Annotated in this window: 14 protein-coding genes and 1 CRISPR repeat array; of the genes, 12 read left to right on the top strand and 2 right to left on the bottom strand. The window is 36.7% G+C overall.

Annotated elements, in window-relative coordinates:
* Nucleotides 1-375 precede the first annotated feature (375 nt).
* Nucleotides 376-921: a gamma-glutamylcyclotransferase family protein gene (locus IT6_RS05855; protein ID WP_206825546.1), complete on the top strand. Its 546-nt coding sequence runs from the start codon at nt 376-378 to the stop codon at nt 919-921.
* A gap of 63 nt (nt 922-984) precedes the next feature.
* Here IT6_RS05855 and IT6_RS05850 read toward each other — a convergent pair whose 3' ends face one another.
* The gene (locus IT6_RS05850) at nt 985-1,863 is read right to left on the bottom strand and encodes an FkbM family methyltransferase (protein ID WP_206825544.1); all 879 of its coding nucleotides are present in this window, start codon (nt 1,861-1,863) and stop codon (nt 985-987) included.
* A 745-nt stretch (nt 1,864-2,608) separates the two neighbouring features.
* On the opposite strand from IT6_RS05850, the gene IT6_RS05845 reads away from it, so the two are divergent.
* From IT6_RS05845 to IT6_RS05795, 11 genes are all read left to right on the top strand, one after another.
* Complete coding sequence (locus tag IT6_RS05845) at nt 2,609-3,592, top strand: helix-turn-helix transcriptional regulator (protein WP_206825543.1); 984 nt, start codon at nt 2,609-2,611, stop codon at nt 3,590-3,592.
* A complete protein-coding gene (locus tag IT6_RS05840; protein WP_206825541.1) occupies nt 3,579-3,743 on the top strand; it encodes a hypothetical protein in 165 nt (54 codons plus the stop codon). Before IT6_RS05845 ends, IT6_RS05840 begins: the two co-directional genes overlap by 14 nt.
* A gap of 120 nt (nt 3,744-3,863) precedes the next feature.
* Nucleotides 3,864-6,611, top strand: a complete 2,748-nt coding sequence (gene cas10d / locus IT6_RS05835; RefSeq protein WP_206825539.1) for a type I-D CRISPR-associated protein Cas10d/Csc3 — start codon at nt 3,864-3,866, stop codon at nt 6,609-6,611.
* Entirely contained in the window at nt 6,586-7,548 is a 963-nt protein-coding gene (gene cas7d / locus IT6_RS05830) for a type I-D CRISPR-associated protein Cas7/Csc2 (protein ID WP_206825536.1), read from the top strand. The genes cas10d and cas7d overlap by 26 nt, the downstream gene beginning before the upstream one ends.
* Before the next feature lie 12 nt (nt 7,549-7,560).
* Complete coding sequence (gene cas5d / locus IT6_RS05825; protein WP_206825534.1) at nt 7,561-8,319, top strand: type I-D CRISPR-associated protein Cas5/Csc1; 759 nt, start codon at nt 7,561-7,563, stop codon at nt 8,317-8,319.
* Nucleotides 8,309-10,621: a type I-D CRISPR-associated helicase Cas3' gene (gene cas3, locus IT6_RS05820; RefSeq protein WP_206825532.1), complete on the top strand. Its 2,313-nt coding sequence runs from the start codon at nt 8,309-8,311 to the stop codon at nt 10,619-10,621. The genes cas5d and cas3 overlap by 11 nt, the downstream gene beginning before the upstream one ends.
* 18 nt (nt 10,622-10,639) lie before the next feature.
* Nucleotides 10,640-11,482 carry a CRISPR-associated endoribonuclease Cas6 gene (gene cas6 / locus IT6_RS05815; RefSeq protein ID WP_206825531.1) on the top strand — a complete coding sequence of 281 codons (843 nt, stop codon included), beginning with the start codon at nt 10,640-10,642 and terminating at the stop codon, nt 11,480-11,482.
* An 89-nt stretch (nt 11,483-11,571) separates the two neighbouring features.
* Nucleotides 11,572-12,270 carry a CRISPR-associated protein Cas4 gene (cas4, locus tag IT6_RS05810; protein ID WP_206825530.1) on the top strand — a complete coding sequence of 233 codons (699 nt, stop codon included), beginning with the start codon at nt 11,572-11,574 and terminating at the stop codon, nt 12,268-12,270.
* Nucleotides 12,271-12,372: 102 nt separating this feature from the next.
* Nucleotides 12,373-13,332, top strand: a complete 960-nt coding sequence (gene cas1d, locus IT6_RS05805) for a type I-D CRISPR-associated endonuclease Cas1d (protein WP_242524110.1) — start codon at nt 12,373-12,375, stop codon at nt 13,330-13,332.
* Between the two features lie 7 nt (nt 13,333-13,339).
* Nucleotides 13,340-13,615: a CRISPR-associated endonuclease Cas2 gene (gene cas2, locus IT6_RS10655; protein ID WP_206825523.1), complete on the top strand. Its 276-nt coding sequence runs from the start codon at nt 13,340-13,342 to the stop codon at nt 13,613-13,615.
* A 233-nt stretch (nt 13,616-13,848) separates the two neighbouring features.
* Nucleotides 13,849-16,159: direct repeats of the CRISPR family, unit length 37 nt; unit sequence GTAGAAACTAATATAACTCCCTGAAAGGGATTGAAAC.
* Nucleotides 16,160-16,257: 98 nt separating this feature from the next.
* Nucleotides 16,258-16,620, top strand: coding sequence for a LysM peptidoglycan-binding domain-containing protein (locus tag IT6_RS05795; protein WP_206825519.1), 363 nt, complete (start codon nt 16,258-16,260; stop codon nt 16,618-16,620).
* Between the two features lie 316 nt (nt 16,621-16,936).
* On the opposite strand, the gene IT6_RS05790 is transcribed toward IT6_RS05795, so the two are convergent.
* Entirely contained in the window at nt 16,937-18,556 is a 1,620-nt protein-coding gene (locus IT6_RS05790) for an IS1634 family transposase (protein WP_206825518.1), read from the bottom strand.
* Nucleotides 18,557-18,732: the final 176 nt, after the last annotated feature.

Below are 18,732 nucleotides of genomic sequence, written 5' to 3'. Positions count from 1 at the left end.
GGTTATACAAATGCCTAAAGCCAATGGGTGCAAACGGCTGCGGATATACTTTTGATGAAGCTCTGCCGAGATAGCTTGCAAGTTGTGGAGACGATAATTGCCTAAATTCAATGGTTAATTGCGCTGAACAATCCCCTATTTCTAAAGACAATTAAAATTGAAGACTTCACCATTGGCCAAAGAGAAATAACAGGACGTCTTTTAGAAGATGCATTTACAATGCCAAGAACCCACTTGGTTATAGTGGGGTTATGAGCCTTGGTTATATTAATTTTAATATGGAAGCCAAATAAATGGCCGATAGGATCTTCATAGAGAAAAGAAAATAGAACTAAGGATGGAATAAGCCGTACAAACAGAAAGAGATCATGTCATATGGACTCCTGTCATTTAACAGGGCAAAACCTTTTGGGTCGATTAAACCTTTTTGTCTATGGTACGCTTAAGCGCGGGTTCTCTGGTCATGAACAGTTTTGTAAAGGGGCGCTGTCTATTAAGAAAGCGGCTGTTTATGGTCGGCTATATGAACATAGATCAGGTTTTCCCGTCCTGTATGTGCCTGAAACATCAATATTAGCTGAAGGAACTGAAGATTATCTTTCGGATTTAGCTAAACAAAAAAATCTGTTGTCTAAAGGTAGCGTTTGGTTCGGTCTCCATGAGAGTAATCTGTTAAAGAACAATTGGCAGATTATCCAAGGCGAGTTATTGACTTTTAATGATCCACAGAGTCGGCTTCGACTTATTGATGATTACGAGGGATTTTGGCCGGCTAGCCATTGCCTTTTTAAGCGAGTGCTTGTTCCGGTTAACGTTGAGAAAATATCTCTTGCTGCTTGGCTCTACATAGGGGGATCTATTTGTAGGGATAACCTTGTATGGCTTAAAGAAGGATGTTGGCCAACTCAAAGGAGATCATAACAATTGGTCTATTATTATCCCTTGAGGTGGAGAAAAAAAGTATGTAAGCATAGCTGTGATCTCTTAGAGTCCTTTCTCTTGGTTTTTTGACTTCAGCCGGTCGATCACAAACTCTATGCTTTTATGGTGAATAGCTAAAGAGTTTATGCAGCTTTTCCAAGGTTTGCTTCTTTTTAAAAGTTGATTTGACCATGGGGAGTAGAGATATAGCATGTAGCCCAAATCGAAGAGAAACTCTTTAAGTTCTTGAGCTGAGTAGCCGTAATCTTTGACTAATTTTGTAATTTCTATTTGCAAGACCGGTGGATTTGCCTCTTTAAGCATTTTTGTCAGTCCCTGAAGAACAAGGAGCTCGGCTCCTTCTACATCTATTTTACCAAAAGCATATCGAAGCCCACGGTCAAGGAGTTCATCAAGGCAGATAACCTCGACTTCTATTGAGGAATTGTCAAAAGATTGAACAGATAGTCGGCTAAAGGGTCCGTTTTCATAAAATGTTTTTTTTTCTTTTTTATTCCCCGCTGCAAAAGGAAAGATTTCTATAGAGTAAAGGTTATTTTCCTGTTTGTTTTTCTCTAAATAGGAAATAAATCTTTTGGAAGGTTCAATTGCAAAAACTCGACCTTCATTGCCTACAAGCTTGGCTAGATATACACTGTAAAGTCCTTGATGTGCACCACAGTCAAACACAAAATCTCCTTTTCTTAAATACCGGCTTAAAAATTTCATGTCCCTGAAATCAGTTATACCTGAAAATGAAAACGATAGGGGAAAGAGACCCGTGTCTGAGTGGTAAGTAAATTTTGTGCCGTTATCAAGGTAAAGAACCCAGTCGCCCAAAAAGATATTTTTGTAATATGCCCAGAGAATAATCTGGCAGAGCTTCGAGCGTAAAAAACTGGTCCATTCTAAATACAAATCAAACTTTTTTTCCAAACCCATTTTTTCTTAAAGCTATCTATGTAAGTTGTCTTATTTTCTTACAATGCGATTTTCTATCTCAATTATATCCTTACCAAGAAAAAATATTAATTTAATTTTCTAATCTTTAGATAGCTCATTGCTTAGTTGGTGACGGGGACTCACTCTAAGAAGAGATTGATTGTGAAAGAAAAAAGCAAGGAAGGAAGATTATCCCATTATTAAATAGAGTATGGATAAACGAGTCTTCTATAGCTTATTGCTTCAGTAATGGAGTCATGTTCAAAATGAACTTTTCTTTTTTATCACCTTTACCACATCATCATTCTAGCTATACGGGTTTATCTTTCAATCCCTCCTCAATAGGATAAGTTTAAATGGGATTGTTGTTTTTTTACCCTTTTTCGTCACCGTGTTGCAATCTGTAATGTTTCTCATAAAACTCATTAAAGAATAAAACACGGTTTATCTTTCTGAGTCTATAGTTGACTAACTTGAACAATCTTAGGCGTTCTAACACTTTTATGGCTTCTTGTCCTGAGAGCCGTATCAGCTTAGATACCATTTGCCTCAAAGAGTGGTATAATTGAAGGATTGGTTGATTCGAGAAATGAAAATTCTTCTGTCTAGGCAAAGTAAAACTTCAATGTCTTTTTTTAAACTATTAAAAAATAACGGATTATGGTCTACACAGGTGTTGACTGTATATAAATTTATGATTGTTAACTTATTTAATAAATGCTAAACAAATATTAAAATATAATCTATGACGGGAATGAGGCCGGTAAGATTAATTCAAATTTGCCATGAAATAAAAACAAATCCCAATCGAAGGCCAAAAGAACTTTATGAAGCCTTGGATATTTCAAAACAGCAGTTTTACAAGGACAAAAAGCTTCTAGAGAGACTGGGATTTAAATTTACCTATTCTTCCAAAAAGAAATCTCTAATTATAGATCAGGACTTGTTAATAAATATATACGATCTGACTCTAAATGAGATATTTGCACTTGTTATGTCAGTAAGGCAGCTTTCAGCGATTGAGGACTATAGCCTCACACAGGATGCCCTTAGTGGCATAAGGAAGATAATAAACCAGGCCCCGATTGACGTTAGGAGGATATTTCAGGGTGCTCTTGATGAAATAGTCTTTAAGGAAGGCTTTGGTTGTAATTCAAAGATAATAGAAACTCTAACTGAAGCGATAAAGGAAAACGTAAGACGTTTAATCATCATTTATGATAACTATAAAAAAGGCGAACTGGTAGAATACGAATTCGATCCATACACAATATTTCCGAAGAAGAACGGACTTTATGTTGAGGGTTATTCCTTTACCCATAAGGATTATTGCATGTTTCGTATAAACAGAATTAAGGATATAAGGTTTACTGAGTTTATAGTACCAAGAAGAAGCGACTATTCTTTTAAGGAAAGGCATAAGAATAGCTTTGGAGTGTTTATAGGAAGCCAAATAACAAAAGTGAAACTAAGGTTTACAAAAAGAGTTTCAAAATACATGCAGGAACCTCCATGGTCATTGCGAGGGAAGATAACTACTATGCTTTCAAATGGTGATATTATATATGAAATTACAACATCGTATCCAAGGGAGGTCATGTGGTGGGTGCTTCAGTGGGGAGATGAGGCCGAGATCCTTGGGCCAGAATGGTTAAGGGAGGAAGTAATAAAGATACTTCATAGATCTTTAGGAAATTATAAAAACGACAAGATCAATGAACAGATCTAAGGGTTGGTTAGATGGGGAAGAAAGATATAAAATGCCCAGAAAGAAGCATGCCAATGAAGAAGGCGCATCATGCCAAGAAACATTGCATATAACAACTCATCCCGTAAATAAAAAGAATAAATCATCTAAGGACATTCATAAAGAAGTATAAGAGCGATTAAGAAAAATTACTGAATTCAAATACACTCTTACAAATTTGAAAACGTTCAAAGAAGAGAAAAAAACTTTAACCCACCTATCCAAGGAAGACTTTTAAAAGGAGGTTAAGAAATTGGCAACTCTACTTGATAAAAAACTATCAAACACAATTATAGATAATTACATAGAGCACGTAGTCAAAGACGGACTAAAATCGCTCCAAGATCATAAGCAATATGGAATAAGAGAAGGGACTACGCTTGCAGATCATTTAATAAACGGGGCATTTACGATATATACGCTCAAAAACGCTATTGGACTTTCTGATATAGAGACCATGCTCCTTATGTCAACTTTCTCAATACACGATTTGAATAAACTCTCAAATGATCCTGAAGCCTCGCTTAGTAAGCTTGTGGATAATCAGGATTTTGTAAAGGAAAATATATTCAAAATGGCAGTTGATAAGTTCTTTAAAGAGTGGGAGGAATACTATAATGATATAATTTCCTTAATCAGGGCACATTCAGGGCACTTTCATCTTTCAGGTGATCAATTAATCCCTGCTAAAGACAAAACTAAACTCGGTCTAATTAGAATAAAAGCGCTTTCCCATATTATGAAAGCTGTAGATATTATAGATCTGTCTAAGGAATTTAATGAAAGGAGAAAAAAAGAAGAATTTCTGCATCACATAAACTCAGCGTCAAAAATACAATATAGATGGATAAGTCACAAATTAACTGAACATAGAGGAGTCTTAAGTAACATAATTCATAATCAGATTATTGATGTCTTTCAATCTTATAAAGCAATTCCTCTTTTAGTTTATGCTGAAGGTACATGGTACATGTTACCAAATAGTGTTGATCTGCCATCCCGTGAAAATCTTATTGAAGAGATCTCTCAGAAATTTGATAGCAAACTATCTAAACTACGAATCGAAGATTTATCAAAAGTAATAAACATGACGAAAGACGGAATTAAAATTGATGAGAGCATTATTGATCTTCTACCTGCTGATGAAATTTTAAAGGAAGTTGATACACTTATATATAAAAGAAATTTCAAAATTCAAGACCAAATAGAAAAAGCAAAGGAAAAGGCACAAAAGAATGGAATCGATTTCGATGAATACATAAAGAAAAACGGCTTGCGTGTGTTTACTACTCGAGACGATATGGTTAAAGGTGAATTTCTAAGAACTACTTATTTGTTTATAAATGCTCATTTCTCAAAGGAGATTAAAAGTTGGTTTAATATAGATGATGCTTGGAAATTAATTTGCAACAGGTTGGGTATCGAAGAAAATGTATTTGAAGTTTTTGATAAACTTTATGACAGGTCTTTTGTAATTGGAGCCAATGTTTCTTTAAACATAGAAGAGCTTAAAGAAAAGCTAACTCGATTATGGAATGAAATCTTAATAAAGAGGAATTCTTCTAGTAGGGAGTTAAAGGATAACATTTTCAAATCCTACATGGAAAAATCAATTGTGTTTGACTTAGGCCAAGATCAATCAAAAGTGAGTTTTGAAAGTTTCCTAATTTCCTATGTAACTCAAAACCATAAACAAGACTGTTACGGTTCCTTCGAAGGTAATACAGATAAATGGATGGCTCCTCAAGTCCCAAACGGAATTTTGGTTCAACAATTTTCTAACAGGCTTCCTGCAGGAGCTTCGATTGAGCCTAAACGGTATGTGTCTGAAATTACAAAAGAGCAGTTTTTCATAGAAAAGATGGTTTTTAGGACAGGTTCAGAAAAAGCAACGTATCTCCACTTTATGCCGGAAAGATTTTTGCCTTATGCTCAGCTTGAAATTCTAAAAAAAGAGTTAATTGATCTGGTTCGGGATGAGGATATACTTTTGGGGTTAGATGATAAGTCCCTGGCTGAAAGAAAAGAAAAGGTATACTTTGGAAATAAGAATTTTGGTATATCACTTCCAAAGTATTCTGAAGTTATTGCAAATATAATATCTATTCCTGTTTTTGTAAAAGCGGAAACCACTAGCGAAAGGACACTCAGGGCTTTGGAGTATGGTGGAAGGTTGGGATTAGAGTTTGGATTAAAGGTTATAGTTAGTGAATCTTCTATTCCACCATTAAGTGCAAATTCATTTGAGTTCCTCTTTATTGATAATACTAATTGGCAGGTTCAATCATTTTTATGTGGAAAAAAGGTGTCTAAAGAGAAAGTAAAAGATTTGATAGCATCTTTTGATTCAGTAAGGAGTATAGAAAACAAAATAAGAGATGACTGGAAACATAGTTATTTTTACACACTAATTACATCACTTGCAGAAAGCCCTCTTAGAATATTTTGGGAAATAGACAGAACGTTGGAGAAAAAGTTAAGAGGATCGAAAATAAAAAATCCCGAATGGCTTGCTATAAATATTTGTTCACAAATAAAAGAAGATGTAGAAAGATTAGATTCAAGGAGGAATGTTATGGGTGAAGATAAGTTAAAGTTATCCGATTACATTAAAGAATTAGCTAAAATAGGTTGGGATGGGAAAATAAAAGGAGAGACATTGGTCAGAAATTCTCTACTATATCCTTTAAACGAAATATTTGATAATTTAAGAAAAGAATCCTCTGTTTTCGATATTGAAGCAAAGAGAGCTTCTATTATCCAAAAAATATTTGATCACCTTAGTCGAATAATTGAGTGGGAAGTCGGAAAGACAAAATATAATCATGTAACTAATTTCGTAAATACATTTCTTGAAATGTATGACAAGTTGTATGGTAACAAGCTATCTAAACTTTTATCTGATGAGAAAGATATAAAATCGGCTTATCTATTTTATTTAAGAAACGAAATAAATACTTCTAAGGAGGAAAAAAATGATTCAAGTTCTTCAAAACTATAAAGATTTTTTGCTAGATAGTTATTCAAACCTTCCATTAGGGAAATACATTAGCATAGTCCTAGTTAGAGAAACTCAAGGAGAAACGATATTTAGAACGGAGGGTAGTGGAGAACCATTAAATCGAGAATTTGTCTTAGCAGGAATGGATCACAATGAACCCATTCAGAGAATAATCATTTCAAAAAGAAAGCAGACAGCGGTAGAGCGTAGAACAGGTAGGGAATTTCTAAGGTCTTATGGACTGTTAAGCCTAAATGGCAAGGAGTGTATGTTAAATACCAACGAGCCTTGTGAAAGATGTGTTGATTGCTGGCTTTATGGCTATGCTGTAGGTGGAGGGGGTGCACAAAAATCAAGGGTGATTACTGAAGAAGCATTTTCACTTCTACCTGCAGGACAGATTGTAGATAGAAAAACCTTTAATGCTCTTTTCGACAATAGTACAATGAGGCATCCAAAAACAGGTGAACCATCTGCAAGTCTTGGTTCAAGTGAATATGTAAAACCTGAATCCCAATTTATAGATATAGAAACTTTAAAAGATGTGACAGAAGCTGAATTTGTTTATGTTCTAGCAAATATATTGAATTCAAAACGCTATGGAGCGATCTCTTCTAAAATTGGAAGAATAGACAACCATATAGTTGGAATCATATTTAGCAACTCAGAAATTTTCAGCACATTAGAGCTTACTCAGAGAACGTATGATTTACTTAAAGCTGACTTGAACGAACTTGATCATCCATTAAATACACAGATAGTGATTACAAAAACAAGAGAAGCTATATCTCATCTTCTTCCTTCGATTATTGGGCGAAAGGTACAAATGAAAGAAGAAGAAATAAGGAATCTGGTATTTGAAGTTAACAGGATCTATGAAGAGCCAAAACAGTTTCTTATTAACCTTACAAATTCCTACCCTGAAATGAAAAAATAATAGAGGTGTTCGATGATTATCTATAAGCTTGAATTAAGCCTTATGGAAAAGGTGTTTTTTGCAAGCAGAGAAATCAGTAATTTTTTTATTACAGAACCTGTTATCGGTAATTATGCCCTAGTGTATGCTTTTGGTTTTATGAATGCTCCCTACCACATTGACTCTATAAAAAACGAAACTCCTAACTACCTATGGGACTTAAGATCTATAAATGAAATGGGCATCTATATAACTCCTGCTACTCCAATTGATGGCGTGGAACTGGAACTTGAGCGTTTTAATGGCTTATCCGATAGCTACTGGTATATGATGAGTAATAACATTGTAGCAGCAAGCTTGGAATATAAATTAACAAAAAAAACAGCAAGACCTGCAAACTTTCCCCAACAAGGCCGGCTTAGACTTTTATTAAGAGGAAACAAATTTACTTGTTTCATCATCTCTAATCAAGAAATACATATTCCTTCTTATATACGACTTGGTAAATTCAACAGCAAAACTAAAGTAGATATAAAAAAAGTTTATACCGATCCAATAGCTATCAAAAAGGATGAAGCAAGTGTTGATATTTATCTGAATCCTCTTGATTTACCACCTGAATCAAACCTGAAACTCTATGACCTTTTTAATATTCCTCCTGTACCCCTTATCTCTAATGCATTAATTGAAGGCAATTTCTATTATCTCGATGGAATTTTCTTACCATCAGGACTAAGATTTGGGATACCTCGGGTACAGGAAAAAACATCAAGAAAAAAAAATGAGCATTGAGATCGATCTTCTTCCACATTTTGAGCCTCTGGCCTCAGACAATCCTTTTAATGATAAACTGCCATATCTTCTAGATCACCAGTTAGAAACATTTAACTCAGTCAAAGATAATGACTTAATATTCAATCTATCTACGACTGGAACAGGGAAAACACTTGCAGCTTTACTTGGACTCTTAAATTTTCCGACATCTAATGCTTTAATTATAGCTCCAACTAACGCCCTAGTTTCTCAACACAAAAGAGATGCAGAAGATTTTAAAAAAAAGTTTAATCTATCCCATATCGTAGTAGAGTTAACAAAAGAAAAACTAGAGGATATAGACATAGATGCACAAAGAGCTGCTGAAAAGATATATAGATTATTGTCCAATCCCATTTCGATTTTAGAGGAAAAACCAGTAGAGAAAAAGCCTTTTATACTAGTTACCAATCCTGACATTTTTTACTACTCTATATTTTATCTTTTCAATTCATTAGATAAACGCAATGTTGCTCAAGAGTTTATGATAGATTTTAATTACATTATTATTGATGAGTTCCATTATTATAATGCAAAACAATTTGCCAACTTTCTTTATTTTATTATTCTTTCTTACAAGTTTGGTTTTTTTGAAAAGCAGAACAGAAAAATAGTTATTCTCACAGCTACCCCCGATCTTCAGTTTAGAGAGTTCATATGCAAATTGAAAAAACTCAATATTAGGATAAAAGAAATAGAACCGAAAGTATTTCCTGGCAAGCCGTCTACACCGGTATTGAGTGAGCTTGTATTGAATCTTTTTCCTTTACAAAAGTTATCAGATTTTCCACGGAAAATTGAGTATTTTCTAGATTTAATAAAACAAAATATCAGGGAAGATAAAGATGGATTGATAATATCTAGTAGCCTCAGGAATATAAATATAATAGCCAAAAATTTAAACTCTTCCTCTATCAAGGATAGATATGCTCGTATTACGGGCCCCATAAACCGAGAGGAACGAGAAAAAGCCAGTTTTAAACCTTTAATTTTAGCAACTCCGACTGTGGATATAGGCTACAACTTCGTCGGAAGACAAAAAGAAAGACAAAATATAGATTTTGGATATTTCGATGCAAAATATATTGATCAATTCTGGCAACGGCTAGGAAGAATAGGAAGAGTACTTGGAAAACCAATTCATAATGAAGTCTCGTATGCATATGCTTTTATTCCCGAAGAGGCTTACCTACTCATACAACAAAAACTAAATTCCTATAACTATAAAAGAAACGAATTCAAGCAATCTTTTGAAGAACAACTTAATGGATTAATGAGGAGGGATTTAAATACTGAATACATTTCTTATTTTTCCCTATTAGAAGTCATGCTTCCTATAAAGAACATTTTAGAAATAACCCCAAATGATTTAAAAGACTTTATCGAAGAAACATTTGAAACTATTAAACATGTATATAGTCCTAAATCTAAAAGGAGTTTCAGGAGTTTATACAATGAAATAAAAGAATTTCAAAATATTAAAAAAGTCTTAAAAGACTTAGAGATAACCCCTTGTCAGTTAAAAAATAATGAATCTCAAACACTTCTTCAAGAGAAATACGGTACAAATTTTACAATAGCTAAACAGCTAATAGAAAATGGGGATAACGAGATAAAGAAAGAGTTCATGTTTTTTCTCAGAAATAAAATTGCAAAGTATGATGCTATGTTTAAGTTTAGAGACAATCAAATAGATATCTCTGTTTCAGTTTACGATCCTTATAGTTTAATAAGTGAAAGTAAAGATTATGTCCTTCTTGATTTTCTTCACCTAATTAGAAACTTTGATTTCGAGCTATTTGATGACAAAAACGATGCTTTCAAAAAAACAAGGAGAGAGCCGCCTGAAGCAGAACTTTATGTTATTGCTAAAGATATTCTCCCTCAACCTCGTATCATAAGAATAGCATATAGTCTTCCGGAATATATGAATTTTGAAGATTATGATAATGAGCTAGTAGGAGATTTTATATCTTTAAATAACCTGATGATATTAGGATTTAAAAAGGACTTTAAAGGAGAAGATCTTGTACCATTGCCAAGAGAGATAAGTATGGCAATATATGATAAATTCGTTACGGGGATCATCCTTCCTAAAAATTTTAATCCATCCATAATCTACAAATGCATAAATAATGAGTTTTATCCTTTTGAATTAGAAGTCACCTCTAATGGCAAATCAAAACTTTATCTTTTCTTCATGGGAATCGATGCACATAAATTTTTTTCAAAGTATGGTTGGAGTTTAAAAAAATTAAATTCAACTGTGTTTATAGCTTAGAGTGGATCGGATTAAGCAATGCCCTACGCAATAACTCTCAAATGTTATATTAAATCCTCTAAAGGTTCCGACGATGTCCGTGGAGATCACCTTCACGCAGCATTTTTTAATATCCTTTCTGAGGGTAGTGAAGAGATATCTAGGAAACTACATAGCGAAGAAGGAAGAAAGGCGTTTACCGTATCACCACTTTTCTATAAAGGGTCGATGGTCTTTAGTCTGTCGTCTTTAGACAAGAAAGATCTAAAGACTAAAGATCAGCAACTAAGAGATGGAGATCAGGTTTGGTTTCGGGTAACCCTCCTTGATGATTCAGTGTTCCCAGTATTTAGTCTACGCTTTCTTGAAAATCCTAATCCAGAAATTAGGCTTGGATTAGTTGAGCTCCTGGTTAGGGAGGTCAAAGTAACAACTGGAAAGGAGGCTCAGTGGAATGGATTCTCGAATTACAAAAAACTTTACGAATCAGCTGAGCCTTTAGATGAGATGACACTTCAATTTGCAACACCAACTTCCTTTAAACAGGGAGATAAAAACACCCTTTTCCCAATTCCAGAACTTGTCTTTAAGGGTTATATAGTGAAATGGAATAAATATTCGGGGATAACAATTGATGATTCCCTTATCAATCATATTGAAGACTCAGTTATCTTATCACAATATGACCTAAAAACCTTACCCTTTTTAGAAGGAAAAACCATAACTCCGGGATTTGTTGGAACCTGCAGGTTTAAAATTAAAAATAGGGATAAGGAATTTTTAAAAATTATTAATCTCCTTGCTGACTTTTCATTCTTTGCCGGCACTGGGAAAAAAACAACACATGGTATGGGTATGACAAGAAGGATAATTAATCATTAAATATTAAAGGGACCAGAATCTTTAATTCTTAGATTAAACTTAGATGAAAAGAATCCGATATAAAACTCGTTGGAATCAATAAAAAAACAATGATTAATGACTCAGTCCCAAACGATAAAATCACAGGGCCAACGGTTAATGACCATATCTGCATTTCAGCCCTTAATCACTATGAATATTGTCCAACAAGATGTTACTGGATCTATGTAACGGGTGAGTTTCTGGATAACGAATATACGATTGAAGGAGAATTAATCCACGAAAACGTCCATAAAACAATGAAAACCACTAGGGGTGACCTAGTTCAACTAAGGAAGGTTCTTATATATTCCAGAAAATACGCCCTTCTAGGATTTGCCGATCTCATTGAGGAAAACTCGGGAGATATCTATCCCGTCGAATACAAGAGGGGAAGGCGTGGAGACTGGAAAAACGACAAGCTTCAGCTTTGCGCTCAAGCTCTTTGTCTTGAGGAAATGCTCGATGAGACAGTCGATCATATTTCGTTTTTGGATAAAAGAAATCTAATGGTACAAAGACCTGTTACCAGAATCCCAAAGGGATTCATCTACTATGCCTCGACAGGAAGGAGAGTAGAGGTGGTTCTTGATGACGAGTTAAGAAAATACACAATTGAGACCATAGAGAGGGTAAGGCAACTTATGAGGGATGCTGTCAAACCCCTTGCTGTCTACAAGAATCAGTGTAGAGGTTGCAGTCTCTATCCAGTGTGCCTTCCAAAGGAAGAAAAGAAGACAAAGAAGGTCAAACTGGATTTTTATCGATAGCCTTTGGCACAATCAAATAACTCAAATACTAATTGCTAAGGTTAGGGGAAAGGGAAAGTGAGTACACTACATGTAACTCTTGACGGATCTGTACTTAGAAAAGTGGATGAACGTCTTAAGGTAACAATTGAGAAAGAAACCGTCATAGACGTACCCTTAATAAAGATTGACCAAGTCATAATCTGGGGAAGGGTTACTGTTACCCCTGATACGGTAAAATCCCTTCTTGAACATAAAATTGAGATCGTTTATCTCACGACATATGGAAAATATGTAGGACGAATACAACCAGAGTTTTCAAAGAACTCAATTCTTAGAAAGGCGCAATATAGAGCCTCGGAAGATAAAAGTAAGGCCACATGCCTTTGTAGGTCATTGGTTTATGGTAAGCTCTCCAATATGAGAACTATTCTTCTCAGAGGTGAACGTTTTAATGGACTTGAAGGCAAGACTGAAGAGGCTATTGAGAGAATAAGAATTACAATCGCCAAGCTTAAAGATGCTGCTTCAGTAGATGAAATCCGGGGATATGAAGGAGCAGGAAGCGCTGCATACTTTAGTGTTTTTGGTGAGCTAATTAAAGCTGATGGATTTAGCTTTGAAGGTAGGGAGAAAAGACCTCCAACAGATCCACTAAATGCCCTTCTTTCACTAGGTTATGTTCTTCTTACAAATGATATGCATACAGCCTGTAGCATTGTTGGGTTTGATCCCTATATCGGGTTTCTTCATTCGGATAAACACGGAAAACCGTCTCTTGCCCTAGATATGGTTGAGGAGTTTAGACCTGTGATAGTAGATTCCCTCGTGCTTTCCCTCATAAACAAGAGAGTCATACAGATTGACGATTTTGATGTAGAAGTCGGGAATGTTTATAAATTAAAAGACACTGCATTTAAAAAATTCCTACAATATTACGAAGAGAAAAAGAGAACCGAGATAAAACATCCTCTTTTTGACTACAAAGCATCCTATATGAGAAGCTTTGAGCTTCAAGCAAGGCTTCTTGGAAAGTTCGTATCAGGAGAGATTGAGGAGTATATACCTTTTCTAATTAAGTGAGGAAGAGATGTTTGTCGTCGTATCCTATGACATAAAAGACGACCGTCGTAGAGGAAGAATTTTTAGAACCTTAAAAAACTTCGGGCAGTGGGTTCAGTTTAGCGTGTTTGAGTGCGATATTGAGAAAGGGGATTACCTGAGGATGAGGGATATGCTGGAAAAGCATATAAACCTACAAGAAGGTGACAGTATCAGATTTTATTTTCTATGTGAAGAAGACATTCGGAAGATCGAGAGGATAGGTGGTATTCAACCTATGTCTGAAGAAGCAATTATATTATAAATATTGTGAGCAACATTATTTGAGAGATAATGTATACGACGACTCCGAGAATCGAAGCTTACATGAAGTTCTCTAGGAATACTCGGAGATCAAAAATGCTTGATATTATCTTGAGTTTATGAAAGAATTACAAAAAAGATTATTGCTCTTTGACAACTTAATAGCCAAAAAAAAGGAAGATGCTCGGAAAATTATTATAAGTGCCATGAATATCAAGGGATTGCGAAGAGTGAGTAGAAACTAATATAACTCCCTGAAAGGGATTGAAACTAGAAATATTATTTACTTGTAAAGTAATATTATTTTGTAGAAACTAATATAACTCCCTGAAAGGGATTGAAACCCTCCAGAGGCTATAGAAGTCATAAAGCCAGAGACTTGTAGAAACTAATATAACTCCCTGAAAGGGATTGAAACCCCATGCGAATTCTATATCATCATATCCCCAAGCCCGTAGAAACTAATATAACTCCCTGAAAGGGATTGAAACATTCCAAAAGATATGATAGCCGCATCATTTTCAGATGGTAGAAACTAATATAACTCCCTGAAAGGGATTGAAACTAAAAATATTAATCGAGCCGCCGGAAGGCAAACAATAGTAGAAACTAATATAACTCCCTGAAAGGGATTGAAACGCAAAATTTATAGAACAAAAAAAGCAAAAAACAGGGGTAGAAACTAATATAACTCCCTGAAAGGGATTGAAACTATTATTGGGCAGATACAAGTCTTTGGACAACGGTATTGTAGAAACTAATATAACTCCCTGAAAGGGATTGAAACGGGTTAAAGGTAACGGGCCAAGCATTGGACTGGTTCCGTAGAAACTAATATAACTCCCTGAAAGGGATTGAAACCATTTTCCTTAGCATAGCGACTTGGTCTTCGATTGGGTAGAAACTAATATAACTCCCTGAAAGGGATTGAAACAGGGAAGCGCTCCTTGCCTTACCCGCGGAAGAAAGGAGTAGAAACTAATATAACTCCCTGAAAGGGATTGAAACCGAAACGGAAAAGAAAGCGGGAATAAATTATGCCGAGTAGAAACTAATATAACTCCCTGAAAGGGATTGAAACCTATAGATTGCATGGCAACTCTTACTGGATTTGTATAGGTAGAAACTAATATAACTCCCTGAAAGGGATTGAAACAAATCTGCAAGTTATCCCCTACAGCATTGATTCCAAAGTAGAAACTAATATAACTCCCTGAAAGGGATTGAAACTGCCAGCTTGGAAATAAGGATTTAAATAATTTCCCGTAGAAACTAATATAACTCCCTGAAAGGGATTGAAACGCCTACATTGGCTAGATTGCTCATCTGGCTAAGGCCAGTAGAAACTAATATAACTCCCTGAAAGGGATTGAAACTAGCATGATCACGGAATGGTATATCAGCCTAAAGAAAGTAGAAACTAATATAACTCCCTGAAAGGGATTGAAACATCGCATTGCATACTATATAATAAGTAGTAGCAGGGTAGAAACTAATATAACTCACTGAAAGGGATTGAAACTCCCCGATTTGAGGCGGATTCCATGATATTCTTCCTGTAGAAACTAATATAACTCCCTGAAAGGGATTGAAACAAGTAATTTGCCGGAAAATTGGGAAAATTTAAGTGTGTAGAAACTAATATAACTCCCTGAAAGGGATTGAAACCCTGTAATTCCTTGTATTTGTTCATTCGATGGGCTTGTAGAAACTAATATAACTCCCTGAAAGGGATTGAAACAAACAGTGGAAGATCGAGAGAGAAAAAATGATATGGTAGAAACTAATATAACTCCCTGAAAGGGATTGAAACATTTGCTACGCCTTTTTTGTCGATCCTTCAATTCTGGTAGAAACTAATATAACTCCCTGAAAGGGATTGAAACCTCTGATTTAATACTTGCCCACGCAACTTATTGGAGTAGAAACTAATATAACTCCCTGAAAGGGATTGAAACTTCGTCTTCCCTATCTTCCTCATCATCCTCATCATCAGTAGAAACTAATATAACTCCCTGAAAGGGATTGAAACGGAAATGGCGGGGAGAAATCAGGCCCTTGATACCTGGTAGAAACTAATATAACTCCCTGAAAGGGATTGAAACCCTTCAAGCTAAATAAATAATAAGTGCTTCTCCCATGTAGAAACTAATATAACTCCCTGAAAGGGATTGAAACCCAATACTCCACAAATAACCGAAAGCCCCGGGAACTGGTAGAAACTAATATAACTCCCTGAAAGGGATTGAAACAAGTCCTTTTTCACTTATTTCTACCCATGATGATGCGTAGAAACTAATATAACTCCCTGAAAGGGATTGAAACGTATAGCCACTCCCGCCATTCGTGACTTGAATTTGATGTAGAAACTAATATAACTCCCTGAAAGGGATTGAAACTTTTTGTCGATAATTAATTTTTTCATTTTATTTTGTAGAAACTAATATAACTCCCTGAAAGGGATTGAAACGATGCTCATAGAAGGCTAGCCAATATTATAAGACCAGGGTAGAAACTAATATAACTCCCTGAAAGGGATTGAAACCCATAGGTAAGCCAGAGGGAAGTTTTAAAAATAATCAAAAAACATTTTTTTCTTCTTTAAAAAAAACTTATTCTAGCTATGATGAAATCATGCCCATAATGGCTTTGATAATAATTTTGTTTGTATCCTTCTCCTTTTTTCTTTCTCCTAGTTATGCCTTAGAAAGTGGTTCATCATCTGCCAAGTCTGCTGATACTTCAAGCAAAAAACCGACGGAAATTAAGTATGTTGTAAAAAAGGGAGATAGTCTTTGGAAAATTTCCAGAAAATACAAGGTAACCGTTGAAGCCTTGATGGCTATCAATGAGTTAAAAGATGACCGATTGAAACCTGGCCAAGAATTAATCATTCCTCCCAAAGGCTATAGACCACCTCCTAAAGAGCTTTTGCCACCTCCTTCTCAAGAAGAAAAAAAGGATGCATCAAAATCAGCCGAGCCAACCCCATCACAAAACCCCTGATTTTTCTGTCTAAGCACTGGCTATAGAGTGTATCAAGGGATTGGTTGATGATCCTTTATGTTTGGAAATTGTGCTTTTAACAGTTACTGTAATTTCTAAGCAAAGCTGGAGGAGAAAATAAGATAGTTTTTTGCTGTCTCATCTTACTGGTCTAAATGGATGGTAAACATATCAATATCCAAAAGCCTTAGTTGTTTTTTAATTGCTTAAGATGTTTCTGAAGTCGGATGGGGTAGGACTAAGGCTCTTTAACTGAACTTCCGAAACATTGAGATATAAAATATTGCAGCAGAACGAGATAACATTTTTATTCTGCCTACATAATCCACTTGGGCGGATGAGAAAACAGCGGTAGCAGATTGAGTTTATGAAGCAATGCGTTGAGTTCCGTAGGGATCCGGGATAAGAAACTAATCACAGGCTTTCCCTTGCTAGAGAGTTGGACCAAGCGGATTGATTGCAAGCGACGGAGCACTTTGGGAACTTCTTCGGTAAAACCCTTCGCTAACCATTCGGTTCCGAGCTGGGCACTGATCCAGAAGGCCAAGAAGCAGAGCCTTATGTGGTTACGGATCTGGTCCGGCCTCCAGTGATAGACCGGACGTATTTCCAAGTAACTTTTGAGCTCAGAAAAGGCTGACTCAACCTCTGCAAGCCTCTTGTAGTGCGTGAGGACTTGCTGATCCGAAGCTTTTGTCGAGGGAAGGTTAGTCTCCAAAAGATACCAACCGTCGATTGCCTCTTCTTCCTTGACCCGATCCCTATCGAGCTTCCACCAGAACCGGCCTTTGGTATCGACTCCATACTGAAAGTATTTATGCGCCTGGATTTTCTGGAGCGCCCGGCCGACTTGGCTGCCAAGATTGACCGGATCCACTCCCTTCCGCATCGATCGTGCTATTTGGCGCAGCAGCTCTTCTCCTTTCTCGATCCGTCTTTCCCGTCGCTCCCTATCCCGTTGCGCTCGCCACTCCCCTCCGGCGATAACATAGCGAACTCCTTGGTATTCAATCTCCAGAACCCGAGTCCGATCAGTAAGCCAAAGCTGGCGGTCTTCGGGAAGGCTTCCGATAATCTCCTGCAGCTTTGCTTGAGTTGCTCGTGTCACATACTGGAGTTCCAGACCCGTCAATATCTCCAGGTTCCACCGGCTCTTCATCCCCCCGTCGAAGACAAAGGTCGCTTCCTGGATCCCAAACCTTCCTCGCAGGGTAACCAAAAGCCCCGTCAGGGTCGTACTATCCGCCCGGTTCCCTCGAAGCACCTCCACATGAATTGGAATGCCCCGACTATCCGTAGCGACGGCAAGAAGAACCTGCAGCCTATCCTGCCGATGATCCCTGCTGTAGCCATATTGGGCCAAGCCAGCTGGACCATCCCCTTCAAAATATACACTGGATAGATCATAAAGCACCAGGCTTGCTCCAGCCGGTTGAGATTCCTCGTAGAGCTTCCTCTCGATCCCGCTCCAAAGCCACCCGAGTCCATCCATCGCTTGGTAGAGATCTCCCTCCTCCAGGTCATCCTCCTCCAACCCACAAGCCTTAGCCAGGAGTGTCCCCCGGGCTTCCTCCCGCAGGGCAAGCTTGGATGAGGGAAAAAGAATCCGCCCGTAGATCATCGCCTTCAAAAGTTTCCGTTTCCGTTCCGATTTGACTCCGGCAAGCGCTTGATCCAAACCGAATCGTTGCCAGGCTTGCTCGAGGACTGCCAAACCTCCGTAATCTAAAGCATCCGGGGCTTCCCACTCCTCTATGGGCACAAGCTTCTTCCCCTGTAAGATAGCCCTGACTGCATCCCTGACTTCTTCAGGCATCCGCGTTAGATTAGCTAGAATCCTTGTCTTGACCTGTTTGCCTACTCGGTAGGACTCCCGGACGAGATAAGACCGATAGATCTTGCCATTTTGGTAGGTACGCACCTCTTGCAAATACATGCCTACAGTATGTCAAAATATGAGAAAATAATCAACATATATTATTCATATTTATTCACATATTACGTCCTACATTACTGGCCCGAAGTCCTTTGTCTGCCTAAATATTGCTCAAAATCATAAGGAAGATCGGTTAATCTACATGACAAAACTGACAATTTATCCAATTGATTAAG

It is taken from the genome of Methylacidiphilum caldifontis, assembly GCF_017310505.1.
GTDB classification, from domain to species: domain Bacteria; phylum Verrucomicrobiota; class Verrucomicrobiia; order Methylacidiphilales; family Methylacidiphilaceae; genus Methylacidiphilum; species Methylacidiphilum caldifontis.
Note: the sequence above shows the minus strand (reverse complement) of the source record. Positions and strands in the feature narration are given on the sequence as shown.

Coding starts and splice junctions, on each gene's coding strand:
- cas3 (WP_206825532.1), top strand. CDS start 8,309: ATGAGCATTGAGATCGATCTTCTTCCACATTTTGAGCCTCTGGCCTCA.
- IT6_RS05795 (WP_206825519.1), top strand. CDS start 16,258: ATGGCTTTGATAATAATTTTGTTTGTATCCTTCTCCTTTTTTCTTTCT.
- cas4 (WP_206825530.1), top strand. CDS start 11,572: ATGATTAATGACTCAGTCCCAAACGATAAAATCACAGGGCCAACGGTT.
- cas6 (WP_206825531.1), top strand. CDS start 10,640: ATGCCCTACGCAATAACTCTCAAATGTTATATTAAATCCTCTAAAGGT.
- IT6_RS05840 (WP_206825541.1), top strand. CDS start 3,579: ATGAACAGATCTAAGGGTTGGTTAGATGGGGAAGAAAGATATAAAATG.
- IT6_RS05845 (WP_206825543.1), top strand. CDS start 2,609: ATGACGGGAATGAGGCCGGTAAGATTAATTCAAATTTGCCATGAAATA.
- cas2 (WP_206825523.1), top strand. CDS start 13,340: ATGTTTGTCGTCGTATCCTATGACATAAAAGACGACCGTCGTAGAGGA.
- IT6_RS05855 (WP_206825546.1), top strand. CDS start 376: ATGGACTCCTGTCATTTAACAGGGCAAAACCTTTTGGGTCGATTAAAC.
- cas7d (WP_206825536.1), top strand. CDS start 6,586: ATGATTCAAGTTCTTCAAAACTATAAAGATTTTTTGCTAGATAGTTAT.
- cas5d (WP_206825534.1), top strand. CDS start 7,561: ATGATTATCTATAAGCTTGAATTAAGCCTTATGGAAAAGGTGTTTTTT.
- IT6_RS05850 (WP_206825544.1), bottom strand. CDS start 1,863: ATGGGTTTGGAAAAAAAGTTTGATTTGTATTTAGAATGGACCAGTTTT.
- IT6_RS05790 (WP_206825518.1), bottom strand. CDS start 18,556: ATGTATTTGCAAGAGGTGCGTACCTACCAAAATGGCAAGATCTATCGG.